A 25684-nucleotide genomic window follows, 5' to 3' on the forward strand; every position below is an offset into this window, starting at 1 on the left:
TTTTGCCTAGGTTCGATGCAACTCAAGTGGATGCATTTGGTGCCCATCGCTAAGAACATCGGCGCATTCAACAGCTCGTCAGAACGTCACTTCACCCTTGAGTGGCCAGCCCTCAGGCACCAACGCCTGAGGTTTGCTCCAAGGTGCCTCGACCAGAGACTTCTGGAACCAGTCATCCCGTAGATTGGCGTGCTCGGTGATGATGATCTGGAAGCCTGGTACGGCTTCGACCGTGAACTGGTAAAGCAAGTTGAACATCTTGCGTACCGAGTCCATATCGGCATCGGATTGCTCAGTGTTCAATACCGTACCGTCGACCGCTTTGTAGGATTCCTCTGAGGGGAAATACACTTGGGTCGGCTGATCGATCAACAAGAAGCGCGGCATGGGTCGATCGCTCTTGGCGCAGTACCAATGCAAAGCGAGCAGCGCGGAGAGATCATAGGCCAGATAGTTTTCGCCGCCGCCTGTCCGAGCCATGGGCACAGAGCGCTCAGGGCGGTCGAAAATGGTGGTCAGCTTCTTCAGGTCGAATCGGGCAGGGTAGGCACTGAATTCAGATTCGAAGCGTTTGTTGTACAGATTGAACTGTGCCGAGATGCTGTTCATGATCGACGCCAGGCGGTCGTCCAGATCGACATCTGCCAGCGCCTTTTCCAGCTCCTGAACGCGCATTTCCCGACGGCGATAGTCAGCCTCTTGCTGTTTCAGCGAACTGTCAGGGACGAAGCCTTCAAGGAAAAAGCTGATGCGCCCCACGACATGCTTGGCGGCGTCGCTTTGCTTCTGTGCGTTCGCCAGCACCGTATTGGTGGCGATGGCGGCTGTCAGCTCCGCTTCCTTCTCGACAATCGACTTGGTCGTGTCCTGAAGGCGTTGGTTTTCCTCCGCTAGGTAGCCCTGAATCTGCGGACGTTGCCCCATCACTGTCTGCATTTCTGCCTCCAGAGACGCCAGTTCGCTGATGAGCGCCTGGGCTATGGGGGTGTCCATCGCCAAGTTCTTTTCTGCAAAAGGCCACTGCCATTCGCCTGTTGTTGCATTCTTCGGAAGCGACTTGATGGATAAGAGGCGGTCGATATGTTCCGATGCCTCGCTCTGGAAGCCGCCGGCACGCCGCTCGAACACTTGGCCGGCCTCAATTTTGGATTTGATCTCGCGCTTGGTTTTCCTCAGCTTGGCCAGCTCAGCTTCCAACTTGGGTACCTTGTCGTCAGGCTGGGAGTGTGGTTTGGCGGGAGTCCATTGTGCTGCTGTTTTGAGCGCGGTAATGATCTCCTCGACCTCCCCAATGGGGGACTCTGGAGGGAGTATTCCTACGGACTTGGCTTCAGTCAGCAGTGCGATGGCCTGGTTTCGGTTGTTGCCCACGGCTTGCTTCGCCTGCTCCAGCAGCTTTGTCTGGGCTCTCAGGTCTCGTTGAGCTGTCCGCAGCCTAGTCTGCAACTCGTATCGCTCATTGGTTGACGCGCCCAGCAGGATGGGAAGCGTATCTCTGATCGCCTGGGGTTGGAACGGCTCGTTCTGGCGATAGAAAAGCTGATCCTTGTTGGTGACTAGGCCCTGCCTTTGGAAGAGGTAGTAGTACGAATGCTTGATGGAGGCTTCGTAGCTGTTACGCGTGTGCTCCTCCGCAACCTCTGTGCGGTTTTCCGGAATGCCAAGTTGGTGTGACAGCAACGAGGTGACGGCGACGTCGTCCGTGTTGACCACAAGCTCGGAAAACTCAAGGGGCTGCACGAACTCCCCGGTACGCGTCATGGCCAAGCTACAGCTCGCGCCGCCTGACCGTGGGGCCGGCTTCGCCACCATGATCTGCACGTCCGGAAATTGATAGATCACTGCGAACCAGGTGACGTCATCTGCTGTGATAATAACGGTGGTAGCCGGTTTAGGGATGAGTTGCTGCGCACGTACCGTACTCAGGGTGCGATTAGGTGTCCAGCAGCTATGCAGCTCGTGTTAAGCCGAGGGATAACCTCGGCAAGGTCACAGATCAAATAGATGCCAAAACCGCCTTTCGTTGCTCTCGATATGCCTGGCGCAAAGCCAGACAATAGAGAATCCAACCCCGACGCCCAGGAAACCCACAAATGCCTCGGCCCAATTACAGGGAGGGTCGTTGAACCCCACCACGGCTACCAACACTGCAATCACAGATAGTACAGAAACAATGTAGGAAGCAATCAAGGGATTCATTAATGCCGGAAATCTTTGCGTGGGAAGGTATAGCACCGCAAATGCTAACCACGGAAGGACAATCAACGATTCGAGGTTGTTGGCAACGATGAAGGCTTCTGTTTCTGGGATCGCCAAAGGCGCCAGCATCAAAATCAGAGCACCCAAGGCGTAGAAAGGGGCTCGCTTCGATCTAAAAGAGGTCAACATCGACCAACCCGACACCATCACCCCAAGCATTAAGGCGGCAACCCACAGTAAGCGGGTCAGTCCCTCAAATCCGCCCGCCAGTAGGGAGACCCCGCCAATGGCCGTTAGGAGATGGCCAGCGGTTCCCAAGACGCATGCCAGTACTCGATTTTTGCGCACTGGATCCTTCAAGGTGGTTAGCGATCGGAGCTCAAGTTTGATCTGCGAACCGGGCTTGTGCTGAACGCTTTCGATTTTGAAGTTAGTTTCTGAGTCGGTGTGCGTAGCGGCTTCAATGATAGCGTCAACGCCATCCAGTCCTTTGGCCAGGCAGGGTCGAGCATATTTTGCACCGAGGCCGATCGCTGTTGAGTTCGTCGTGACGTCATCAACGGTCGGCTGAATGCCAATGACAGAGGTCACATGCCAACAGTGGGTTTCAGTGAGAACAAACAGCCAAGAATCCTCTGCCACAAGCACTTGAGATATTTGTGCTTGCCGTATGAGGTCGTTGCGTAGAGGGGCGGAAGGTCTGGGGTAATAACCGGGTTTCAGATTCTGGTCAAACAGCCAATCTCTGAGACTGTTACCTGCGGCCCCGTTGCCGGCGGCTCCCACGGCTATAATTGGCGCCCCCTCAAACATGACTACTTTGCCTGGCGTAAACAGCTTGCTCTTTATCTCCCAACCGCGGGCGTGCGACATTCCAGTCAAGGCAGCAGTGTCGAAACTTACAAGCGTATCTGCGCAGAGAATCTTCTTATCCCAGGTAATGGTTGTCAAAAAGCACCTTTTGAACATGAGTGGTGGAACGACTCAGTGAGGTCATCACCTAGTCGTTGCGAATTAGGATGTGCCGATATGTTTAAAGTGTACTTTCATCACTGAGCCGCCACCATGCAATTGATCCCCGCCACCCTCTTCCATGATGCTGCACCGGTCAAAGCGCCTACCGCGGAGCTTCCATTTGACGAAAAGTTGATGATGCTATCGCGGTTATCAAGCAGCAGATCTTGGACGGGAGGCGTTGCGTGATCGCCTGCAGTTTCGGCAAGGACAGTCCGGTCACTCTGGCGCTCGCGCTGAGGGCAATGGACGAACTGCAGAGAGAGGGTATTCAGGTTCCTGAGCTTCACGTTCTCACCAGTGATACTCGGATCACTACAGTCTGCAGCTCCATGAGTCCATACCTGCTCAGATTCATTCGAGTGACAGTATTCTCATCGTCGGCCCTTGTTTCGCCCAACGGTGCCTCGCTGATCAAACTTTACATTCGGCTGCTCTATCTCGGCCTACCCCGAGAGATTAGGAGTTGGTAGGCTAAGGCAATTTTCTGCAACGGAGTGCGAAATGGTGTGGACGGAAAAGCTGGTCGGCACGATGGTCAAAAATCTGCCGACGCTAATCAAGCTAATGCCTGAACGGCATAGAAAAAGCCTCTCGGCCAGGCTGAATGACCACAACCCATTTGCCTCGCTTGGAGCCAGTGATGACCTGCTTCGCGTCTTGAGAATAGCCTGGATCGAATCGGCCCTCGAAGTAAACAAGGCGGTCTTGAGCGCCCGTGAAGCGCTTGAAGGGGATGGTCAGGCGGTAGCCGTTGGTACCTTCTCAAACATCTTCAAGCCAAAAATCGAAAAACTACGCGCCGCGGCCTTTGATCGTCGAGTCCCCCTGGTGGCGTCACCAATTGATGGCCACTTTGAACTTGTCCTCCTCAACGCTCCCACAACGCTAGTAGGGAAGGGGCTCGAAAGCGCTGACCCGCTGACTCGAGACTTCCGCAAAATCACTGCCGAAATCGTGGGCTGCGAGCCGAAAGATGTTCCCGATTTGTATTGCCAGGCGGCGGAGGCGGGTATCGTCACACATCGCGGCACTGCTCGGTTTGCTTTCGGCGACCTGGTTTACTTGGTGTTTGTAGAGACTATCCAGACCCCTGATAAGTATCCCCAAGCTGAGACAGCTTTTCAGATCGCGGTCAGCAGTCTCGGCGTAGAGCTGGGGCGACAATGTCTCAAAACATTAGGAGGGTTTGACGAGCGCGTCGACAAATTGATAAGTGCACTAGCTGACGTGCCCAGTGCTGAGGGGCTCCAGGCTTGGCTGAGAGACCTTGACGCGAGTTGGGCGCAAGGGATTGAGCAGCTCGGCGCACAAATACAGAACGTTGGTTTCAAGGTTGACGGTGGTATTTTAGCTGCCAACGCGCAGAGCGCTCAAACGAATGAGGCACTTGCCCAGATCCTCGAAACCCTCAAACGTCAACACAGTGACAGTCGAAGTCTGGCGTCAGATGAAGCAATCCTAGCGCTGGCTAAGCCGTTGTTTCCTGACCTTTTGCTAAATCAATCTCAAGCTTACAAAGAGCTGGAGTTCGCCGTCTCCGTCCTAGAGGAAATAAGAGCAACTGGAGCTACCGCTCACTATCGAGACCGTTTGGTCAACGACACAATGGTCGGCGTACGCGAGTCGATTGAGGCCGGCGAACTGGCACACGGCGCACAGGCAATTGAAGAGGCCCTTGCAACCCTGGATAAGCAGGAGGCTGACACGCGCGAGTCCATCAAGCGTCAGCGAGCTGAACTTCTTGACGCTTCGATTAAGCAGCACACATTGCTGCGAGATCCTCGGCGAGTAGCTGATGAAGTGGTGAAACTCATTTCGCTGGATCACCCGAAGGCCCCCGTCCTAAGCGAAGACTTCATAAAGGAATTGGATGCGTATTGCAGGAGGGGTGAAGTGTATGGCTCAAACTTCCCTCTGGAGGTGGCAATAGAGCTGTCTCGCAAGTGGGTCGATGACGCGGCGGACGATCAGGCTAGGACTGAAGCGTTACTCTGGCTCGGGAAATCTTTGGCAAACCTGGGCGAACGTGTTTCTCATGACGGCCTGCTTCGACAGGCAGAGCTAATATTCCGGGAGGCGGTGACGGCTTCAAGTGCATCTCATACAGCCACATATGCTCACGCTCAAAATGGCCTAGCCGGTGTACTCCTAGCCTTGGGCACTAGGGATAGGCGCGGGGATTTGCTGCTTGAGGCTGTTGACCGTTTCAACGCCCCCTTGCAGTTTTTCAGCGAGGCGGGGGACGTAGCTATGGTAGCTATCGTAAGAAGCAATCTCGGTGCTGCGCTGCGCTTAACTGGGCAGCGAGAGGGCGGTGTTGCCCGGCTTCGCCAGGCAGTTTCCTGCCTGCAAGAGGCGCTGCTTGAACCCGTTCTGAGTCGAAAGCCGCACGAATGGGGAACGGCCCAGAATAATCTTGGCAACGCCTTACGTGTTCTTGGCGAGCGTGAGCACAGCGTTCCGCTCCTTCAGCAAAGTGTCCAGGCGTTTCGAGCAGCTTTGCTTGAGCGCACGCAGAGCTCATCTTTGAACTGGGGCATCACACAGAACGATCTAGCCAATGCTCTACTCGCTTTGGGCGAGCATACGGATAATCTCGAGTTCTTCCATCAAGCGGCTGAGGCCTACCATGCCGCATTGACTCAAATTTCCCGAGAACAAGTTCCGCTAGAGTGGGCTAACACACACCATAACCTCGGCAATGTCTATTACCAGCTTGCTATGAGAGATGGGGATTCCGAGTGGCTTGAGAAAGCATTGGACTCAGCCATGGCAGCCTTGGAAGAGCGGACGAGGCAGCTGGTGCCGTTAGCTTGGGCTCGGACACTTAATTCTCAAGCCAATGCACTTCTCGAGTTGGGGGATCGGAAAAACGATCCTCGGCTGATAGAACAGGCTATTGAAGCATACGAAAACTCTTTGGAGGAGCGCACCCGAACGAGTGTCCCTCGCGACTGGGCGATGACAAAGCACAATCTGGGAAATGCTTTTTTTACCCTTGCCGATTTTGACCCAAGCAATGAGTACCTGCATTACGCCACTGAGGCTTATCAGGATGCATTGCTAGAGCGTACTCCTGACAGCGACCCCGTTGCTTGGGCGAAAACTACCACCTGGCTTGGGCATACGTTTTTCCATCTAGCCGAGAGGGGCGGTGATAAGCGATACATGGAGCTGGCTCTAGAGAACTATCATAAGGCCTTGCCTCACTTAAACGGTAACTTGAAAGCGAGAGTTCAAACAAAAATAATCATGGGCGAAAGCAAACTCGCTGAGGATCCCTCTTCAGCTGACTGAGGTTTTAAACCACTGGCCGTCGAATGTGGTGGCCAGTGTAGGGCTCCCTATCTTAGATAGGGAACCCGAGAGTCTGCTTCATTCGAATGGGCAGTAGGGCTCTGAACGCACCTTGGCTTAGCTTGTCACCATTTGCTAGCCATATACGGCCTGAGATCCTCCAGTTTGTGCGGGAGCTTATGATGACAGACCATACCGAGGTAAGTCGCCGCCCGGGTGGCACCCACATATAGGAACCGCTCGAACAGCGTCGGTTTTGTTTCGACGAGCTCGTCCAGCCCGATGAAGAACACTGCTTCGAACTCGAGCCCCTTGATGTGTTGAACATCGAAAACCCGGATATCGGATTGGTTACCCAATGACTGGCCATCGACACAGGGGACTGCGAGCAAACTTCTGCTCTCTAGCTTCTCGGTAAGCGCTTCGGAGACGGGTTTCACGTGCGACTCGGAAGCGACCAGGATGGCAATCGTAGGCACCGGTTCATTTTTGGAGCGGATGTGATCCTCAATCTCGAAGATTCTCTCTGCTACCCAGGTGACGACGCTTTCGCCCTGGAGGTTTTCCCCGAGCACCGGCTGAACGCCTTCGTGAGAGGAATGCTCTGGCAGGCTGCCTACAGCTTTGGCGTCACCATCCATATGCTGCAGTAGCTTGATGGCAAAGCTGTTCAGAAGGCGACTCTGTCGATAAACCGTGTTTATCCGCTGAGACGTGAGGCGAGGGGAGATCCACTCGAGCTGATCCAAATGCTTGAGGCCATTCCCTGTGATCCGTTGGTTGAAGTCTCCGCAGGCGAAGAACGACTCAATGGTAGGGTCAGTCAGGCTCTCCATGCATGCAAGCTGGAGGAGCGAGAAGTCCGTGGCTTCGTCCACTAGGACTTGCTGCAGGAACCGGCTCGAAATCCTGGCCAACTCGGTGAAGCGAGGTTCGTCGATATGCCGCTTCACGAAATCTTGGCGGATGAGTTCGCGAGCGGATCGAAGCATGAGGAGGAGAATTGCGTCGAGTTCTGTCTCATCAATGTGGGAAGCGTGCTCTGGCCGCTGATAGCTATACCGATCAAGCGTCACGCTGTCGCGACGGAATGCTCTGTAGCTTGTAGGGACGTCAAGTACGTAGCGTCTCCATGCATTCCTGAAGCGCCGTAGCGCGTTTTGGAAGCACATCTCTCGCCCAAGCGTTTTAAGCCATTCATCTGAGGGGACTCGATCCCCAAGCCAGTCTCGTATCTGAGCCGCACGGCTTGCCTTACCTAGATTGCCATTGCGATAGCGAGTACGGGCATAGGTCTGGAGAAACTTTTGGTAAGCTGCGAATGCTTTGAGCTCTGCGGTGTGCGTGGGTATGCCTGTTCCTTCCTCTCCGTTATCATCATCAAATTCGGCACCATCCTCGTCTTCATCATCGTTTTGGCCGAGGCCTTCGAGAAAGGTGGCCATCTCCCCGAAGACAGCATTGTTCCGGTTATGGAGAAGGTTACCTTGCTGTTGTATCAGCTTATCTGAGGTTGCACGACTGGCTTTGAGCATAGGGTCAATCCGTGCCTCGAGATTGTTCCACTCGGCATAGGCGCTCAGCAGTCCTTCTGGCTGAAGCCCATCTACCGTGGCAAACAGCTTGTGCACAACTGCGTCTACTAGGTTAGGAGCCGAATCTTTCAGCAGAATTGCTCCTTCCTTCAGGGAGGAGAGGAGGCGGCTTTGGTGTAGTGACTTGAAATCGGCGAACCACTGGCGCGGATCATCGTTGATGTCCATCGGGGCGAATTGGCGATCCTCTTTGAGGATGCATGTGCCACCGCTGCCCGTCTTGAGGATGCCAAATGTCGACCTTGCCAGCTCATGTCGGCGCTTGCTCCAGGTCTTGATGTTCTCGTCAGAAGCCGTGACATTCTCACGGCTGAAGGCCTCTTTGACGTAATGCTTTAAGAGGTCTGAAGGCGTGAACATCATCCAGCGCGAGCGCTTAGACTGAGGGCCCAGCAGGAGGCGTTCGTCTTGGCTAAGAGCTTCCCAGTCCAGCTTCTGGCCGAGACGTTTGATCAAGGTGGTTGTCTTGCCTGTCCCGGGAGGGCCCAGGATGATTAGCTGGTGGTCTACTGAGAGGCGAAAGATTTCGTCCTGGAATTTGTCGAGAATCGCTTGGTCTCGAAGGGCCATAGCCTTCCGGATTTCGTGACGCACACCTTCCCGGACTTTCTCGGTTTCGGACTTGCCGCCAAGCATGGCGATGAAGGCATTGCTGTCGTCCGGTTGGATAACTTTACGAAGAGAAGGAATCGTCTGAGGTGCTAAACGTTCTTGCCTCCAAATGCTGTCGATTGAGTCCCAGAGCTCAGCGCTCTTCTGAGGCTTCAGATCGAGTTTGTCCAAGACCCGGTAGCTGACTTTTTTGCCCGCGATTTCTAGATCAACGTCCTCACCAGCGTCATGAGCAGCCAAACGACCGAACGGTGAACGGTAGCCTGCTAGCTTGCCGTGATTAAGGACAAATCCTCCAGTCGTACGGCAGATGTAGTAGGTCTCAACTTGGCCCTTGTCGTTCTCAACTACTATACGTGAGACAGCTGGCTCTCGAACGAGGCTCGCAAGCGATTTGGTCACATCGTCAGAGATGGATGCAATCTGCTCTACGGCCGCCGCGCCAGTGAAGGTATTGACGACTGCCAAGGCTTCAGAGGCCTCGCGACTTCCGGTGGCGAGCTGCTTGGAAGCAATTTGTTCGATTTGGTGGAACGAATCTAATGCGTCGTTGGCAATTTCCAAGGCATCACTGGAACTCATTGAAGCTCTCCCTGTTTCGAATGGGCGTGACCTGAGTGGTAAGGAGTGCGAGTGAGCAGCTTCCTGTGCTCAAGATTACGATGTCTGTCGGTTAACCCATATCCTAAATCCTCGCGGCATGGGTTGCTAGCAGATTGCCATGAATGAGTGCATCCATGTAGTGAGAGTCATCCAATGAAGTGGTGGCAACCTCTGCTGGGGTTGACTGCTTGGTATCATCGGTCGATGCGCTGTTGGAATGCGTGATGGTTGTGGAGCGGGGCCCCAAGCTCCCGAGGAGCATCTTTTTTTGCCTTTGCAGTGTGCGGCGCTACTAGTGGCTCGGCCAGGTCTCTAAGTTGGTATTCGTTATGCTTCATCGTCATTGGCGAGCACGCCGGCAAGGGATCGGTTCAGGTTTGATCAGATTTTGGGGGCAGAACGCAGCATAATCACAACGGGGCTGTCGAGGCCCGAAGTGCCGCAGAAGGCTGGATAAACAGCTACTTGGCGTCCGCTGTCACGGGACAGGCCCATGGTTACCCCTACTGTTTCTTTCCAACGACCACTGTGGTTGGCGTTCCTGGAAGGATTGTCAGGATTTCAGAGGCGCGTCTACAAACTGAGGTGATTGGATAGCGCTGGACGGCGGTTTGGGAGCAGCAGCGTATGACTTTTCGAGAAGGGGGCTGTTCGATCTCAGGCTGGGGGCATCCTTTTTAAACCATCCCAAGTATGCCCTCAGAAGTGCCCCCAATGTAGCAATCCACTGGAAATGAATGGATCTCCATGGTCTGTGAAAAGGCAGAAATAATCAGCTAAACAGCCTGTTCGACGACTCCTAAAGACTCTCAGGGTCGCCGAAGAACATCTGAATCCGCGACCTCAACCAGCGCTCACCCGGGTCATTATCCTGCGACCCGCGCCAGGCCATGTGCAGTTCAAACGTACGCGTCGGCAGCGGCGGATCTTCAGCCCGAAGTCCCCCGGCGGCCGTCAACGCATCAGCGGTGTAATCCGGCACGGTCGCAACGATGTCCGTGCCCGCCAGCAGCGTTCCCAATCCATTGAATTGCGGCACGGCCAGCACCACATGGCGCTTGCGCCCGAGTGTTCCCAGTTCTTCGTCGACAAAACCGCTGAGGTCGCCGGCAAATGACACCAGTGCATGCGGGCGGGCGCAGTAATCGTCGAGGCTCAGCGGGCCGGGTACGGTGTCGGCGCGCAGCAGTTTGGGGGCACTGCGGCGCAGGACTTTGCGCTTGGCATTGGCGGGCAGGTCGGTGGTGTAGCTGACGCCGATCGAGATTTCGCCAGAGGCGAGCAGGCCTGGCATCAGGATGTAGTTGACCCGGCGCACCACCAGCACGATGCCCGGTGCTTCTGCGCGCAGGCGCTTGAGCAGCATCGGCAGCAGGGCAAATTCGACGTCGTCGGACAAACCGATCCGAAATACCGACGTGCTGGTCGCGGGATCGAAATCGGCTGCGCGGCTGACGGCGGTCGAAATCGAATCGAGGGCCGGCGAGAGCAGGGCGAAGATTTCCACCGCGCGGGCAGAGGGTTCCATGCTGCGCCCGGTGCGTACGAACAGCGGGTCGTCGAACAGGCTGCGCAGGCGCGACAGCGCCGCACTGATTGCCGGTTGTCCGAGAAAGAGCTTTTCTGCCGCCCGGGTCACACTGCGTTCGTGCATCAATGTTTCGAATACGATCAACAGGTTCAGGTCGACACGACGCAGGTCATTACGATTCATCTGGAGTCCTGGCAGAGTCATCAAGCTTGACGAGAGCGGCCATATGAGAACAATGGCCGGCATGAATCTTACGGGGAAAGGCTGGTACTCTGCACCGGAAAATTCAGCTTTTACGAGACGGCGGCAGCGCTTTTTTGCAGGTTTATGCCAATGCCGCCCCTGTTGCGGAATCAATGACAGGCATGTCGACTATTAATAGCCACTGATGGTCTTGGGTCGAAAGCCCAGATAGAGTTCATGGCATTAGAGGTTACTTTGACGAGGTTTGCGATGTCCCGCACGATCCGTTTTCACAAGTTTGGTCCGGCCGAGGTGCTCAAATGCGAAGAGCATGCGGCCGCTCAGCCAGGTCCTGGCGAAGTGCAGGTGCGTGTCGAAGCCATCGGCATCAGCTGGTATGACACCCTCTGGCGTCAGAATCTGGCTTCGTCCCAGGCGCGTCTGCCCTCGGGCCTTGGCCATGAAATGGCCGGTGTGGTCACCGCAGTCGGTGCCGACGTCGAGGACCTGTCCGTGGGCGACAAGGTGGCCAGTTTCCCGGCTGAAAGCCCCAACGACTATCCGGTTTACGGCGAGTCGATCGTGCTGCCGCGGACCGCGCTGACGCGTTATCCGGATGTCCTCAGCCCGATCGAAGCCAGTGTTCATTACACGCCGCTGCTGATCGCCTACTTTGCCTACGCCGATCTGGCGCGGGTCAAACCGGGGCAGTTCGCTCTGGTCACGGACGCCAGCCATTGCGCCGGCCCGTCGTTTGTCCAGTTGGGCAAGGCGCTGGGTGTGCGGGTGATTGCCGCGACCAAGGAAGCCGAGGAGCGCGAGTATCTGCTGTCTCTGGGCGCAGAAAAGGTGATCGTGACCGAAGAGGAAGATCTGTTGATGCGAATCAACAAGATCACCGACAACCGCGGTGTCGACGTTGTGTTCGATGGCCTCGGTGGTCCGCAGATGTCGTTGCTCGGCGATGTGCTGGCACCGCGCGGCAGTCTGGTGTTGTACGGTTTGCAGGGCGGCAATCAGACGCCGTTTCCGGCCTGCGCAGCGTTTCAGAAGAACATCCAGTTCTTTGTGCATTGCATCGGCAATTTCACCGGCAAGCCCGAGCTGGGTATCGCGCAGGATAGCGTCGCCCTGCAACGCGCGTTGCGTGACATCAATCAGTTGACCGCTGACCGCGTACTGCTGCCACTGAAAACCCGTGTATTCGCGTTCAACGAGTTCGTCGAAGCACACCGCTACATGGACGAATGCCCGTGCCGCGAACGGGTCGCCCTGCAAGTCGAACCGGCGTAAGCCCTGCCTTCGGAGTCCGTGGTCCCACGGACTCCTCTGCGTTTACTCTCCCTTTGCGACAACCACGCTTGTTGAGGCGCCATCCGCGTGCCTGTTGAACAACTGAGCTGGTTTTTGCTCTCGATCTGTATCTTCTAATCGCCATATAAGCCCTGATAATTGAATGATTACTTTCATCTCAAGGAATGAGCCATGGCTGTGCATTCTATTTGTCCTGCGCGACATCTAACTGTTGAATCTGTTGATAACGGCAACTTCTGTTTAAATGCTGTAAGACGATTCGGAAACCGCTTCTCTTTTTCTTGTACTCACTTGCCTTCGGACCCCGTGGGAAATTTCCTAGGACGAACGGTGAGCGACGATAACCCCTTAAATACAGGGCTTTGAGACCAAAAAAGGCAATCCTTGGGGGTTTCGCCAGCTCAAGTGTTTCAAATAACTTCAAAGTTGTAAGTGTTAGCATTTGAGCGTCTATTACTTATTGATGAATTGTCCGCTACGGGTGTCTCCGTGAGTGCGGCATGAAACTTTCGATTCCGGGTAAATACCGATGAGCACGATCCATGATCAAGCAATGAACTATGTCTACCAGCAAGTATTGCAACGCTTGCTGAGTTTTTTCTCCCGTGCTGAACGCACGGCCCTGCAGTTGTTGATTCAACGGCTGGCGGTGGCCGCGGGCGGCATGGAGCACATCGGTCAATTCAGGGTGCTGGTGAACCAGTCCGGGTCGCGCGACAGCTGTTACACCCTGGCCTTGCTGCGCGCTGCACAGTTGAGCATTGCGAGTCGTGCGCCGGCGACGTTTCAACTGCGAGTGGCCAATCTGCGCTGGAACGGCAACAGCCAGACGTCGCTCCAGAACATGCATCGCAGCTACAGTGCCTTGTTTCTGTATGACGATCCACGGGTCGAACTGGTGATGGTGGACCATCGGCAAGTCGTGCCGTTTGATCATCAGACGCCGATCAGCGATGCAGGTCGCGAAGCCAATCGCCTCAATCTGCTGTTGCTCGGTCACCGCCGTAACTGGGACGAACCGCTGCATTTGTGGGACGACGCCTATCTTGCCAGCGCCGAATTCTATGGCCAGATCGCACGCTGGAATCATGGCGTTGATGCCATGGTCGGCAGCGAATCAACGCGCCGTCAGCAGCATTTTCTGGACGGGCTGGACCGGGCGGTGCAAAAGGCCGGCATCGCCGGGCCTCAGGTGAGCAATGTCGGTTTCGACAGACTGTTTCCTTTGCTCGATGCGCTGGGTGGCGATTATTACCGTGAGTTTTATCCAGAGGAGGAGCGGGTGGTCTGGCGTCCGCAAGGTGAGTTTGAAGCCTGTCGGCGCACCAGTTTCATTCATATCAACGACATGATTGTCGGCAAGCTTGAGGAGCGCTGGCCATTGCTCAGTGATTTCCTCGGTTTCCAGGCGGACGACATGACGCTCTATCAGCCCGACGATGAACACGTAGAGCCTGTGGTGGCTGCGCATCTGCGCGGTTTGCAGGCGCAATTCATCGAAGGTCGGACCTACGACGAGGGTGTCAGTGATTATCTGGCGAGCAGCTTGCTGACGATGCGGCAGAAACAGGTACCCGAATCGGTTTGCGAGCAACTGCTGGCCAGTTTCGGCCATTTGCGGGAGCTCGATCAACTGAGCGTACAGGCGGAAGGTGCGTTGCTGGCCAGTTTCGACTTGAACCAGATCCAGTTGACATGCCTGCTGTTTGCCCCGTTCATCGATGGCGGCGCGGGTCTTGAGCGGTTCCTGCGCCATTGTCACCCCGGCATGCTGGTGGCGATCCCGGATCTGCACCGGGCAATGCAAGGGCTGCATGCCCCGGAACAGGTCGTGAAGTGGATGACGGATGTCAGCGGGCTGCCGCTGCGGTTGATCGTTCGCCTCTATGCGATGGGGCCGTTTCGTCTATCCGCTCCAGACCAGGCCACCTCGCCGAGCCTGGACGACCATGGCGCCACTGCACAGCCACCAGCAGACCGCTCGGCAAAAGGCTGACCATGAGCAGTGTGCCAGGAGATGAATGGATGCCCACGGATACGGGATTGTGAAAGCGTCGAGGGATAATGACTTCGTTTATCAGGCGGTTTATCGATATCTGACATCGTTGATAGACGAAGCCGGGAAGGGCGCAGCAGTGCGTCTGCCCTCGCTGCGACAACTGGCAGACCGGCTCAGCGTATCGATCTCGACGGTGCAGTACGCCTATTCGCTGCTGGAAAAGGAAGGGCGGGTCTACTCGATCGCCAAGTCCGGGTATTACGCCCAGGCGCTACACGACATGGATTCGCCGGATAGCTGCCATGATTTGCTGGAAACGGTGTACGTCAACGCCAGACGTCCGGGCATGTGCGTGCTGAGCGCTGACGACCCGGCTTCACTGCAGCCATTGGACAGTCCGTTGTTGATGCTCGAGCGCGAATTGTTGCGCCAGTATCCACGCCAGCCGTCTTCGCTGATCCAACCGTGCGGCGAGCGGGAGCTGCGTACGGTATTGGCCGCGCGCTACACCACCTCGACCGCCAATTACTGGCGCGCGGACGACGTCTATATCGGTGCAGATTTGCGTGGGCTACTGGAAATACTGATTTCGGTGCTGCAATTGCGCGGCGCCACCGTCGTCGTAGAGTCGCCATGCGACTGGGTGATCCTGCGTCTGTTGCAGGCGGCCCAGGTGCACGTCATCGAGTTGCCGCTGCTGGGCGGAGGGCAGGTGGACCCGCAACAGCTCGAGTCGCTGTTAACGCACGAATCGGTTCGCTTGATGCTGGTGTCGTCTGCATTGAACATGCCGCGCGGCAGTCTGCGCCCGTTGAGTAACCAGCAGGCGATTGCGCATTTACTGGCATTGCACGGCACCTGGGTGCTGGAAAACGACTGCTACAGCGAACTGCATGACGGCGAGGGCCCACAGCCCTTGCGTGACTGGCTGGATCCTGAACGGTTGCTGGTGTTTTCAACATTCGAGAAATTCATCGGCGCCGAGGCACCGTTCGGTTTTCTGTTGTCGCGACATTGGCGTCATGAGCTGCAGCGGCACTTTTTGTTGCGCGCGTTCCGCTTGTCACCGATTCGCCAGAAAGCCATTGCCAGACTGCTGGGTGGCGGGCGACTGGACCAGCATCTGGCGGTCTTGCGAAGAATGCTCAAGGAGCGTCGCGCGCCGCTGATCGCGCTGTTGCGCGATCGCCTGGGCGACGCGCTGGATGTCGTCGAGCCCGAGGGCGGCGCAACCGTATGGGTGCGGTCGTCGCGGCCGGTCAATATGGTTCAGGTTTTCCAGCGCCTGCTCAGGCAGCAGATCGTGGTGGCGCCGGGCGAGTTGTTCAGCTTGCAGGGGCTGCACGGGCAGAATCTGCGTCTGAGCGCGTTGGGTCATGGTGAGCGTGATCTGGCCAGTGTGGTCGGGTTGCTCGGTGACGCCTTGCGTCTGGCCCCCGCTGACTGACGTTAAAAAACATCGGAAGAGTCCCGGATAGATCCCGTCGCACTACGGTCAAACTGCCAGTAAACTGCGCTCTATTCCTGAATCACTCCATTTCAGAGGTTTTGCATGACACTCAGTCCTTTTGCGGGCAAACCGGCACCGGCAGAACTGTTGGTCGATATCCCGCGACTGGTAACGGCTTACTACACCGGACAGCCCGACGCGTCGATTTCCACTCAGCGTGTGGCGTTCGGTACTTCCGGACACCGGGGCAGCTCGTTCGACTTGAGTTTCAACGAGTGGCACGTTCTGGCAATCAGCCAGGCGATCTGCCTGTACCGCGAAGCGCAAGGCATTACCGGGCCATTGTTCGTCGGCATCGACACACATGCGCTGTCGACCCCGGCCGGGGCCAGCGCGCTGGAAGTTCTGGCTGCCAACGGTGTCACGGTGATGATCGCCGAAGGTGATGAATACACCCCGACACCGGCCATTTCCCACGCCATTCTTTGCTACAACCGTGGCCGCACCTCGGGTCTGGCGGACGGCATTGTCATCACGCCGTCGCATAACCCGCCACAAAGCGGTGGTTACAAATACAACCCCACCAATGGCGGACCAGCCGACACCCATATCACCAAGTGGATCGAAGCCAAGGCCAATGAACTGTTGGCCAACAAGCTCGCCGGCGTGAAACGCGTCAGCTACGAGCAGGCGCTCAAGGCCAGCACTACCCATCGCCATGACTACGTCAATACCTACGTTGCCGACCTGATCAATGTGATCGACTTCGATGCCATTCGTGACGCCAAGCTGCGTCTGGGCGTTGATCCGCTGGGCGGAGCAGGGGTGCGCTACTGGTCGGCGATCGCCGAGCATTACCGTCTGGATCTGCAAGTGGTCAATAAAGAAGTCGATGCGACGTTCCGCTTCATGACCGTTGACTGGGATGGCCAGATTCGCATGGACCCGTCGTCAAGCCACGCGATGCAAGGCCTGATTGGCTTGAAAGAACGTTTCGACGTGGCGTTTGCCTGCGACCCGGATCACGATCGCCACGGTATCGTCACGCCGTCCGGTGGTTTGCTGGCGCCGAACAACTATCTTGCGGTTTCCATCGATTACCTGTTCCAGAACCGGCCGCAATGGCGCGCCGATGCTGCCGTGGGTAAAACCGTGGTCAGCAGCGGCTTGATCGACCGTGTCGCCAAGCGTCTGGGCCGCCGGCTGTACGAAGTGCCGGTCGGTTTCAAATGGTTCGCGGAAGGCCTGTTCGATGGTTCGCTGGGTTTCGGCGGCGAAGAAAGTGCCGGTGCGTCGTTCCTGCGCAAGGACGGTGGCGTCTGGAGCACCGACAAGGATGGTCTGATTCCGGCATTGCTCGCTGCGGAAATGACCGCGCGCACCGGGCGCGATCCGAGCCAGGCGTACAAGGCGCTGACCGATGAACTGGGTGAACCGTTCTCGGTGCGTGTCGATGCCAAGGCCGATCCAGAGCAGAAAGCGCTGCTGAGCAAGCTGTCGCCGGCGCAGGTCACCTCGACCGAACTGGCTGGCGAGGAAATCCAGAGCATTCTCAGCCATGCACCGGGCAACGATCAGGCGATAGGCGGTCTGAAGGTGATGACCGAGAACGGCTGGTTCGCTGCGCGGCCGTCGGGCACTGAAGACATCTACAAGATTTACGCCGAGAGCTTTATCGGTGATGACCACCTCAAGCAACTGGTGGTTGAAGCGCAGGCATTGGTGGATGGGGCGATTTCCAGCCGTTGATGTTCACCAAGGTGTAAAAAAAGGGGCAGCCGTGATGGTTGCCCCTTTTTTTCCTCACCCTAACCCTCTCCCAGAGGGAGAGGGGACTGAATGTGGGCGGCTTGAGGCATTTGTCGACCTGGTAATGCGGCGTTGGATGATCGAGAACTTTAAGCCAGATCCACCAGAACAATTTCACTGTCTTCAACCGCCGTGACGGTCAGCACTTGCTCCTGCGCCACCGCAACGCCGTCTCGAGCTTGTGCACGCAAGCCATTGACTTCAATCACGCCAGTGGCCGGAACGAGATACGCACGGCGGCCTTCATCCAGACGGTATTCCGCAGTTTCCCCAGCCTTGAGATTGGCCGCCACCAAACGCGCATCGGCGCGGATTCGCAGGCTCTGGTCGTCACCGTCCTTGCCGCTGGCCAAGGTTACAAAACCTTCACGCTGGCCTTTGGGAAACGGTTTGGCACCCCAGGACGGCGGCGCGCCGGTTTCGGTCGGCAGAATCCAGATCTGGAAAATCCGCGTGTCCTGAGCTTCCAGGTTGTATTCACTGTGCGCAATGCCGGTGCCAGCGCTCATTACCTGCACGTCACCCGCTTCGGTGCGGCCCTTGTTGCCAAGGTTGTCCTGGTGCGTGATCGCGCCTTCACGCACATAGGTGATGATTTCCATGTCGCGGTGCGGATGCTGCGGAAAACCGCTGCCGGCGGCGATCACGTCGTCATTCCAGACGCGCAGATTGCCCCAGTTCATGCGTTGCGGGTCGTAATACTCGGCAAAGGAGAAATGGTGGTGGGCGTCGAGCCAGCCATGATTGGCTGCGCCCAGCGAATTGAAAGGTCTGAGTTCAAGCATGATCGTCTCCGCAAAAGGTTCGTCACAGGGCGAAACCGGTGGTTTATGACGGCGATCATCTACCCGTTAACTATCGATAAAAAGCGTAAAAAATGCGGCATTACTATCGAATAGGTTGATGAAAGGGGAAAAGAAAACATCTCACCCGACTTTCATTTCATCGCCTAAACCGATGACCCATAAGCATTTCGCTAGAAACGAACGGCGAATCCAGACACCATAGCCGCCTCAGCCTCACACACTGGAGCCGTCTGCGTGGCGCAACACACCCCCGATCTCCCTCCCGAACTTCGCCCATTGGCCGAGATGCCCTGGTTCAAACGCCTGGCGGCGCGTTTCTTCGGCCATGGTCTGACCCGTTTGCGCGCGCAGCACCGTGCGTCCTGGTTGCACGGGCAGGCGGATGGCTTTCGCAGCGGGCACACCGCTGGTGTCGATTACGGCTTCAAACAAGGCAAGCTCGAAGGGCTGGAGGAAGGCCGCCAGGTGCTGCTGATACGCGACAGCCGCAACACCGAGTATCGCCCGCCCAGTGTCGACAATCATTTGTTCGACGATTGGCGACTGCCGCTGACCGCCGAACTGAAAAAACGCATGAAAGCCGATGTCGCGCGCCTGTTGCCTGCCCACGCGCAGCCAAGCGCCGCGCAATGGAAGATGATCTTCAGCGAAACGCCGTCGACCTCGGTGGTCGCCGGAGCCGGCGCGGGTAAGTCGACCACGCTGGTGCTGCGTATCCTGCTGCTCAAGCACTATCTGGGTTTCGAGCTGGATTCAATGACTGTGGTGACCTTCACCCGCGAGTCACGCAAGGATTTCATCAACAAACTGATCGAAGTGTTCGCACTGTGGGATTTGGCAGTGAACCTGCGCCAGGCTCGCGAACTGGTGCGCACCTTTCATTCGCGCATTCTGCCGATGGTGCGCAGCTTGCCCGGTTTCGAGCGTTTGCAGGCTTTCGAGAACCTCAGTGACAGAGCGCAGGGCGCTGCCGAAGAGGTCGACAGCAACCCGTTTGACCTGCGCATCAATGACGCGCAGCGCCAGCAGCTCAATGCCTGCTATCACCGCTTGTTTAACGAAGACGAACGTTTCCGGCAGTTGATTCAGCCGTTGTCCCGCGCCGGTTTGCAGTTGAAGGAGCTGGAGCGCGATCACCCGGACGTACAAAAGCGTGTAGCGGTAACGGAGCTGGCCGCCCGACGTGATGAAGAACTCTGCGATGTGATCGAGGACCTTTGGTTTCGCGCCGGTGCGTGGCCGATTGAGGGCATCGAACCGAATCGGCAGACGTTCGAGATCAACGGTGCGAAATTCCATAGTCATGGCTACATCCCGAGCCTGGATGCCTGGGTAGTGCTGGGTTTCGATCAACGCGAGAACCCTCAGCTTTCCCGGCCCAACGCCAAGCTCAGCGTGCGCGCCGAATGGGCAGTCAAGCGCACCCTGTTTCAAGCTTTCTGTCGTAAGCCGTTGATCTGGCTGGACAGTTACGAGTCATCGAAGCGCATCCTGGCAACCTTGGCCGGGGATGCCAGCGCCGGTCCGGGCTTCGACTACAAGGTCAAGGGCGAGCTGGCTTCGGCGCCGTTGCTCGATTGTTTTGTCGGCGCGGCCGGGTTTATCGAGAACCTGGGGCTGGATGTGCCCGATGCAGTCGGTCGCATGAGTTTCGCCAAAGACGACCCGGACCGGTTTTTCTTCGAGGCGCTGAGCCTGTTCTGGCGCGCCTTCGAAGATCATCTGCTCGATCAGAAACCACCGGTCATGACTTACAACCGGATGTTCGCCTTGTTCAGCGAGCATTCGCCGGAAAACCTCAAGCTGTTGAGCGATGAGCTGCTTCGGCCGCTGTCACATCTGATGATTGACGAATTTCAGGACGTTTCGCCGCAGATCGTTTCCTGGATACGGGCAAGCCTCGCTGAAATCCGCAGCCGGGGTCCGGCCATGCACGTCGGGCGCGGGGCACAGCGCTCGTCGTTGCTGTGCGTTGGCGATGACTGGCAGTCGATCTATGGCTGGCGCGGCAGTTCGCCGAGTTACTTCATGGCGTTCGACAAGGAATTCCCGTCGCCGAGCACGACGCGGGTGATGCTCAGCGACAATTACCGCAGCCACCAACACATCATCGATGCCGCCGAACATATCGTTCGCGCGGCACCGGCCATCCCGGGCAAAAAGGCCAAGGCGAGCGGAACGCCCAAGCCATTGCAAGCGGTCAACGTTCTCGAGCGTGACGATCAGGCACTGGCTGAGCGGTTGTCCGAGCACTATCGCCAGGGCCATTCGATCTTGATGCTTTATCGAAAAAGCAGCGATAAGTCATTGATAACAGAGCATATTCAGCCAGTACTTAATGTAGATTCGAGCTTGCCGTACGAAGCTCGACGTCTGAAACAACTGACCTACCACAGCGCCAAAGGCCTGCAGGCCGATGCGGTGTTCCTGCTCGGTGATTGCCAACACCTGACCAGTTCGCCTTACAAGAATCAGGTTTACCGCATGGCCGGGCTGGGTAAAGCGGGCGACAGCGAGCCGTATGACAACGCCCAGAAAGACGAAATCCTGCGCCTGGCCTACGTTGGCATCACCCGTGCGGTCAGCCATTGCTACTGGTACGTTGAGCCGCAGGACGCGCAAGCGGTGAACATGCCACGGGCGTCCGATCGGGTCGCCAGCAACAAGCCGTTCTTTGCTGATCAGCGCAAGGTCAGACAAACCACCTGAGCACAAAAAAGCCCGCACACCGCGGGCTTTTTTCTTTGTAGATCAACAGGCTAGGCGTAACTCCTGAAGGACTCTGGAGGAATGAAAGCTTCCAGCTCATCCTCCACAGCCTCGATGATTCGTTCCACGTCTGCCGCATTCATGACCGTCGCGCAGGGAATACCGGCGATGGCAATCATGGTTTCCCCACTGGCGCGATCGAACAGACGGGCGACCATGCTGCCTGGCGCGTCCATCGTTGCTTCGAAACCCATGGGATGAAAATGCCAGCGCATCAGCTGGCATGCATTGGGGAACGTGACTTTGCTAAACCCTTTATTCATGTGTTGCCCGCCTTCTTCATCGAGCGCTTCCGTTTGCTCATGTTAGGTGGGAAGAGCCTTCATTGGCTCAACCGGTGACAGTTATTAAAAGTAGCATCCAGTTGTGAAATTCTCGTGAGAATTTTCAGTCCATTTGGCGATTGCAGCGATTTTTTTGATGTGGATCACGTCGAGGCGAGAACTTGCCAAATGGCCATCACTGATTTTTCGTTGCCGCCAATGCCAATGTTGGGCAAGCTCGGTTCTTTTTTTCGAGCCTTCCATGCACGCCGATGATGACGGCCCCGCACAGACCCAAGCCACGGCTGGCACGGTCATGCGCTATCACTTGAGCTGGAAACATCGCGATCTGGACAGCGTCATGGCGCTGTATCACCCGGATATCCAGTACAACGATTTCTTTCAGAATCGCGTGCTCGGCCTTGATGAGCTGCGTGAATACGTGCGCGTCAGCATGCCGCGAGAATCCGACGAACTGCTTGAGCATTGCGACCGCATTCGCGTCGATGGCAACACCGCGTTCATCCAATACGAAGTGACGTTGCGCGGCGGCGACGGCTTGGTGTCGTTTCGCTCGAGCGAGGCGATCACCGTCAAGGACGGGCTGATCTGGCGGGTCAATGAATATGCCTCGCTGGTGCGTACGCAAGCAGATGGCACTGCCTCGTCAAGCCAGCGCCCGGCAGAGAGTCGCCTGGGATTGTCGCCGCGCCAGTTGAGTTTTATGGCCGAAGACCTGCAGCAGTATTTCGAAAAACAGCAGCCGTATCTCGATCCCGAACTCGATTTGCAGCGAGTGGCGAAGGAGTGTGGCTACAGTCGCAACCAGATTTCCTACCTGCTGAATCAAGTGCTCGGGCAAAGCTTCTACCGCTACGTCAATCAGGCGCGCCTGCAGCATTTGCTGCGTTCGCTCGACAGCGCAATGCCGCCGCTGCGCATCGATGAGCTGGCGTTTGCCGCCGGTTTCAATTCGTTGTCGGCGTTTTACAGCTGTTTCCGCCAGCACACCGGCCAGTCGCCCAAAGCCTACGTCAAACAAATTTCTTTGCGGGCACGCGCGCAAGACACTGGCTAAGGACTGCCACTAGGATCGACGCCATCGAAGGTTTCAAGTGGTGGAGTCTGGCATGCCAGCGTGGCGCACGATCAGTTTGTGGATGGACCAGCTCGACGAGTCGCTGACCGCGCGACCTGAGCTTGAGCGGGACCTGGACGTCGATGTGGCGATTATCGGCGCCGGCTACACCGGGCTGTGGACGGCCTATTACCTGAAAAAACACGCGCCGGGCCTCGACATTGCGATTGTCGAAGCGCAAACCGCCGGTTTCGGCGCGTCCGGGCGCAATGGCGGGTGGTTGATGGGTAATTTGCTCGGCGAGGATCGCTTGCTCGCCGGATTGTCGCCGCAGCAGCGCCGGGCGTCATTCGATCTGCTGCACAGCATTCCCGATGAGGTAGAGGTCGTCCTCGAACAGGAAAGTATCGACTGTGATTATCGCAAGGGCGGGGTGCTTTACTGCGCGGCGCGTTATCCGGAGCAGGAAGCGAACCTGCGCGACTATCTGGCGAAACTGCATGCCCAAGGCCTGACCGACGACGATTACCGCTGGCTCAGCCCGGAACAACTGGCGCAACAGATCCGCATCGCCAAGCCATACGGCGGCATTTACGCGCCTCATGTAGCGACCATTCACCCGGCGAAACTGGTGCGGGGGCTGGCGCGTACCGTGCAGAACATGGGGGTGAAGATCTACGAAAACAGCCCGGTCACGCAATGGCAGTCCGGCCGTTTGCGCACGGCCAGGGCCAATGTACGCAGCCGCTGGATCGTGCCGGCAGTCGAGGGTTATTCGGTAACGTTGCCACCGCTGGGCCGTTATCAGTTGCCGGTGCAAAGCCTGATCGTCGCCACCGAGCCGCTGTCGCAGGCGACCTGGGACGAAATCGGCCTCAATCGCGGTCAAGCCTTCAGTGAATTCAGCCGCCAGGTCACTTACGGCCAGCGCAGCGCCGACAATCGTTTGATCTTCGGCGCACGCGGCGGCTACCAGTTCGCCGGCAAGCTGCGACACAACTTTGATCTGAGCCGTGACGAAGTCGAGCTGCGGCGTTATCTGTTCGGCGAGTTGTTCCCGCAGCTGAAAAACGTGCAGATCACCCACGCCTGGGGCGGCAATCTCGGTATGTCGCGACATTTCAAACCGCACATGCTCTGTGATCGCGCCAACGGTATTGCGCTGTCCGGCGGTTATGGCGGGGAGGGTGTCGGTGCCAGCAACCTCGGCGGCCGCACCCTGGCCGATCTGATTCTTGAACGCGACAGCGAGCTGGTCCATCAGCCCTGGGTGCTGGCGGACGGCGGCATTCACGCCTTGCGCGCATGGGAGCCGGAACCATGCCGCTGGCTCGGTTACAACGCGATCATCAAAAGCTTCGTCCACGAGGACCAGACCCTGGCGAATCCGGCGACCGCACCGTGGCGGCGCAAACTCGCCAGCCGGGTCGCCGGTTTCATGGAAGGTTTCATGCATTGAGCGTCGTTCATTTCCAAAAAACAGGTAAGCCCATGAGCATCACCCAGTTCAAGAATACCGCCACGTTACAACTCGACGAATCCAGCCCGGTGGCCGTGCCCCTCGGCGAGCCGGTCGCGATCGCCTCGACCACCAGCGTCGAGCGCGACGATGGCGTCGAAACCGGGGTCTGGGAATGCACGCCCGGGCGCTGGCGCCGGCAGATCACCGCTCAGGAGTTCTGCCATTTCATTTCCGGACGCTGCACCTTCACCCCCGATGACGGTGGCGAAACCCTGCACATACAAGGTGGCGACGCACTGATGTTGCCAGCCAACACGCTCGGTATCTGGGACATCCAGGAAACCGTGCGCAAGAGCTACGTGCTGATTTTCTGATTATTTGATCCTTTGATTGCCTGCCAACAAGAAAGACAACCCACACAGGAATCGATCCATGATCCGCAAGACCCTCGCTCTGGCACCGCTGATGCTCGCCGTTTCCCTTGCTCAGGCCGCGGAAACGGTCAAGGTTTACAACTGGTCCGACTACATCGCGCCGGACACCACCAAAAATTTCGAAAAAGCCACGGGCATCGGCGTGACGTACGACGTCTACGACAGCAACGAAACCCTCGACGGCAAGTTGATGACCGGTAAATCCGGTTACGACGTGGTGTTTCCGTCCAACCATTTCATGGCCCGACAGATTCAGGGCGGGGCGCTGAAGAAACTCGACAAGAGCCAGTTGCCGAACTGGAAGAATCTCAATCCGGTGCTGCTCAAGGCGTTGCAGACCAATGACCCGGGCAACGAGCACGGTTTTCCGTATCTGTGGGGCAGCACGGGTATTGGCTACAACATCGCCAAGGTCAAAGCGGTATTGGGCGACAACGCGCCGGTGGATTCCTGGGACCTGATTTTCAAGCCCGAGAACATGGAGAAACTGCAGAAGTGTGGGGTGGCGATTCTCGATAACGGTCCGGAATTGCTGCCGGCGGCGCTCAATTATCTGGGCCTGCCGCACCACAGCAAAAATCCCGAGGACTATAAAAAAGCCGAAGCGCTGCTGATGAAAGTGCGGCCGTATGTGAGCTATTTCCATTCGTCGAAATACACCAGTGATCTGGCCAATGGCGATATTTGCGTGGCAGTGGGGTTTTCCGGGGACATTTTGCAGGCGGAGAACCGGGCGAAAGAGGCGAAGAACGGCGTCGAGATTGGGTATGCGATTCCCAGGGAGGGCGCGGCGATCTGGTTCGACATGGTGGCCATGCCGGCTGATGCGCCGGATGAAAAGGCCGGGTATGCGTTCATGAACTATCTGTTGCGGCCTGAGGTAATGGCCGGGATCAGTAACTATGTGCATTACGCCAATGGCAATGAGCAGGCGGATGGGTTGATTGATCCGGCGATCCGCAACGATACGAAGGTTTATCCGAGTCCGGAGATGATGGGCAAGCTGTTTGCGCTGGAGGCGATGCCGTTGAATATTGACCGGGTGCGGACGCGCGTTTGGAACAAGATTCGCACGGGGAGTTGAGTTTCTTTTGGGCTTTGGACTTGGCGGCCTCTGGGCCGACCAGGTTCCTGGGGTTTTGGGTGTATATCCGTTTCTTTGGATGTTGCGGCTGGCGGTTCCGCTCTTACAGCGGGTCACTTTTGCAGACGCCCAAAAGTAACCAAAACGCTGGGCCCCTGCGTTCGGCCCTCGCAGGCTCG

Annotated in this window: 16 protein-coding genes; 10 read left to right on the forward strand and 6 right to left on the reverse strand. The window is 57.0% G+C overall.

Annotated features, from left to right (window positions below; all coding sequences use genetic code 11):
• Nucleotides 1-78 precede the first annotated feature (78 nt).
• Both ACYYKW_RS18195 and ACYYKW_RS18200 read right to left on the reverse strand, forming a co-directional pair.
• Nucleotides 79-1842, reverse strand: a complete 1764-nt coding sequence (locus ACYYKW_RS18195) for a DUF3732 domain-containing protein (protein ID WP_464990744.1) — start codon at nt 1840-1842, stop codon at nt 79-81.
• A gap of 147 nt (nt 1843-1989) precedes the next feature.
• Nucleotides 1990-3150: a hypothetical protein gene (locus ACYYKW_RS18200; RefSeq protein WP_464990745.1), complete on the reverse strand. Its 1161-nt coding sequence runs from the start codon at nt 3148-3150 to the stop codon at nt 1990-1992.
• A gap of 567 nt (nt 3151-3717) precedes the next feature.
• On the opposite strand from ACYYKW_RS18200, the gene ACYYKW_RS18205 reads away from it, so the two are divergent.
• On the forward strand, nt 3718-6513 hold the full coding sequence (locus tag ACYYKW_RS18205) for a tetratricopeptide repeat protein (protein WP_464990746.1): 2796 nt from the start codon (nt 3718-3720) through the stop codon (nt 6511-6513).
• A gap of 125 nt (nt 6514-6638) precedes the next feature.
• On the opposite strand, the gene ACYYKW_RS18210 is transcribed toward ACYYKW_RS18205, so the two are convergent.
• Together ACYYKW_RS18210 and ACYYKW_RS18215 are read right to left on the reverse strand one after the other, a co-directional pair.
• A complete protein-coding gene (locus ACYYKW_RS18210) occupies nt 6639-9302 on the reverse strand; it encodes an ATP-binding domain-containing protein (RefSeq protein ID WP_464990747.1) in 2664 nt (887 codons plus the stop codon).
• A gap of 820 nt (nt 9303-10122) precedes the next feature.
• Nucleotides 10123-11037 (reverse strand): LysR family transcriptional regulator, encoded by a 915-nt coding sequence (locus ACYYKW_RS18215; RefSeq protein ID WP_464990748.1) that lies wholly within the window; start codon nt 11035-11037, stop codon nt 10123-10125.
• A gap of 270 nt (nt 11038-11307) precedes the next feature.
• Here ACYYKW_RS18215 and ACYYKW_RS18220 point away from each other — a divergent pair, with 270 nt between their 5' ends.
• From ACYYKW_RS18220 to pgm, 4 genes are all read left to right on the forward strand, one after another.
• Nucleotides 11308-12330, forward strand: coding sequence for a zinc-dependent alcohol dehydrogenase family protein (locus ACYYKW_RS18220; RefSeq protein ID WP_093101547.1), 1023 nt, complete (start codon nt 11308-11310; stop codon nt 12328-12330).
• A 550-nt stretch (nt 12331-12880) separates the two neighbouring features.
• Nucleotides 12881-14347: a hypothetical protein gene (locus tag ACYYKW_RS18225; RefSeq protein WP_464990749.1), complete on the forward strand. Its 1467-nt coding sequence runs from the start codon at nt 12881-12883 to the stop codon at nt 14345-14347.
• A gap of 49 nt (nt 14348-14396) precedes the next feature.
• Entirely contained in the window at nt 14397-15797 is a 1401-nt protein-coding gene (locus ACYYKW_RS18230) for an aminotransferase-like domain-containing protein (RefSeq protein ID WP_464990755.1), read from the forward strand.
• 105 nt (nt 15798-15902) lie between these two features.
• A complete protein-coding gene (gene pgm, locus ACYYKW_RS18235) occupies nt 15903-17549 on the forward strand; it encodes a phosphoglucomutase (alpha-D-glucose-1,6-bisphosphate-dependent) (RefSeq protein WP_464990750.1) in 1647 nt (548 codons plus the stop codon).
• 149 nt (nt 17550-17698) lie between these two features.
• Here the strand turns inward: pgm and ACYYKW_RS18240 are convergent, their stop codons facing one another.
• The gene (locus tag ACYYKW_RS18240) at nt 17699-18394 is read right to left on the reverse strand and encodes a pirin family protein (protein WP_464990751.1); all 696 of its coding nucleotides are present in this window, start codon (nt 18392-18394) and stop codon (nt 17699-17701) included.
• A gap of 255 nt (nt 18395-18649) precedes the next feature.
• Here ACYYKW_RS18240 and ACYYKW_RS18245 point away from each other — a divergent pair, with 255 nt between their 5' ends.
• Entirely contained in the window at nt 18650-21124 is a 2475-nt protein-coding gene (locus ACYYKW_RS18245; RefSeq protein WP_464990752.1) for a UvrD-helicase domain-containing protein, read from the forward strand.
• Between the two features lie 50 nt (nt 21125-21174).
• On the opposite strand, the gene ACYYKW_RS18250 is transcribed toward ACYYKW_RS18245, so the two are convergent.
• Complete coding sequence (locus ACYYKW_RS18250; protein ID WP_093101566.1) at nt 21175-21447, reverse strand: DUF1652 domain-containing protein; 273 nt, start codon at nt 21445-21447, stop codon at nt 21175-21177.
• Nucleotides 21448-21709: 262 nt separating this feature from the next.
• Between ACYYKW_RS18250 and ACYYKW_RS18255 the strand changes: the two genes are divergently transcribed.
• Genes ACYYKW_RS18255 through ACYYKW_RS18270 form a run of 4 tightly spaced genes read left to right on the forward strand, consistent with a single transcriptional unit; the run spans nt 21710 to nt 25505 of the window.
• Nucleotides 21710-22525 carry a helix-turn-helix transcriptional regulator gene (locus ACYYKW_RS18255; RefSeq protein WP_464990753.1) on the forward strand — a complete coding sequence of 272 codons (816 nt, stop codon included), beginning with the start codon at nt 21710-21712 and terminating at the stop codon, nt 22523-22525.
• Between the two features lie 52 nt (nt 22526-22577).
• Nucleotides 22578-23984 carry an NAD(P)/FAD-dependent oxidoreductase gene (locus ACYYKW_RS18260; RefSeq protein WP_464990754.1) on the forward strand — a complete coding sequence of 469 codons (1407 nt, stop codon included), beginning with the start codon at nt 22578-22580 and terminating at the stop codon, nt 23982-23984.
• A gap of 32 nt (nt 23985-24016) precedes the next feature.
• Nucleotides 24017-24361, forward strand: a complete 345-nt coding sequence (locus ACYYKW_RS18265; RefSeq protein WP_206416259.1) for a cupin domain-containing protein — start codon at nt 24017-24019, stop codon at nt 24359-24361.
• Nucleotides 24362-24419: 58 nt separating this feature from the next.
• Nucleotides 24420-25505: a polyamine ABC transporter substrate-binding protein gene (locus ACYYKW_RS18270; RefSeq protein WP_336357054.1), complete on the forward strand. Its 1086-nt coding sequence runs from the start codon at nt 24420-24422 to the stop codon at nt 25503-25505.
• Nucleotides 25506-25684 lie beyond the last annotated feature (179 nt).

It is taken from the genome of Pseudomonas sp. 15C, assembly GCF_055484735.1.

Bases quoted from the DNA above. Each gene is read 5' to 3' on its own strand.
- ACYYKW_RS18205 (WP_464990746.1), top strand. From the start codon at position 3,718: ATGGTGTGGACGGAAAAGCTGGTCGGCACGATGGTCAAAAATCTGCCG.
- ACYYKW_RS18210 (WP_464990747.1), bottom strand. From the start codon at position 9,302: ATGAGTTCCAGTGATGCCTTGGAAATTGCCAACGACGCATTAGATTCG.
- ACYYKW_RS18215 (WP_464990748.1), bottom strand. From the start codon at position 11,037: ATGAATCGTAATGACCTGCGTCGTGTCGACCTGAACCTGTTGATCGTA.
- ACYYKW_RS18220 (WP_093101547.1), top strand. From the start codon at position 11,308: ATGTCCCGCACGATCCGTTTTCACAAGTTTGGTCCGGCCGAGGTGCTC.
- ACYYKW_RS18225 (WP_464990749.1), top strand. From the start codon at position 12,881: ATGAGCACGATCCATGATCAAGCAATGAACTATGTCTACCAGCAAGTA.
- pgm (WP_464990750.1), top strand. From the start codon at position 15,903: ATGACACTCAGTCCTTTTGCGGGCAAACCGGCACCGGCAGAACTGTTG.
- ACYYKW_RS18240 (WP_464990751.1), bottom strand. From the start codon at position 18,394: ATGCTTGAACTCAGACCTTTCAATTCGCTGGGCGCAGCCAATCATGGC.
- ACYYKW_RS18250 (WP_093101566.1), bottom strand. From the start codon at position 21,447: ATGAATAAAGGGTTTAGCAAAGTCACGTTCCCCAATGCATGCCAGCTG.
- ACYYKW_RS18255 (WP_464990753.1), top strand. From the start codon at position 21,710: ATGCACGCCGATGATGACGGCCCCGCACAGACCCAAGCCACGGCTGGC.
- ACYYKW_RS18260 (WP_464990754.1), top strand. From the start codon at position 22,578: ATGCCAGCGTGGCGCACGATCAGTTTGTGGATGGACCAGCTCGACGAG.
- ACYYKW_RS18265 (WP_206416259.1), top strand. From the start codon at position 24,017: ATGAGCATCACCCAGTTCAAGAATACCGCCACGTTACAACTCGACGAA.
- ACYYKW_RS18270 (WP_336357054.1), top strand. From the start codon at position 24,420: ATGATCCGCAAGACCCTCGCTCTGGCACCGCTGATGCTCGCCGTTTCC.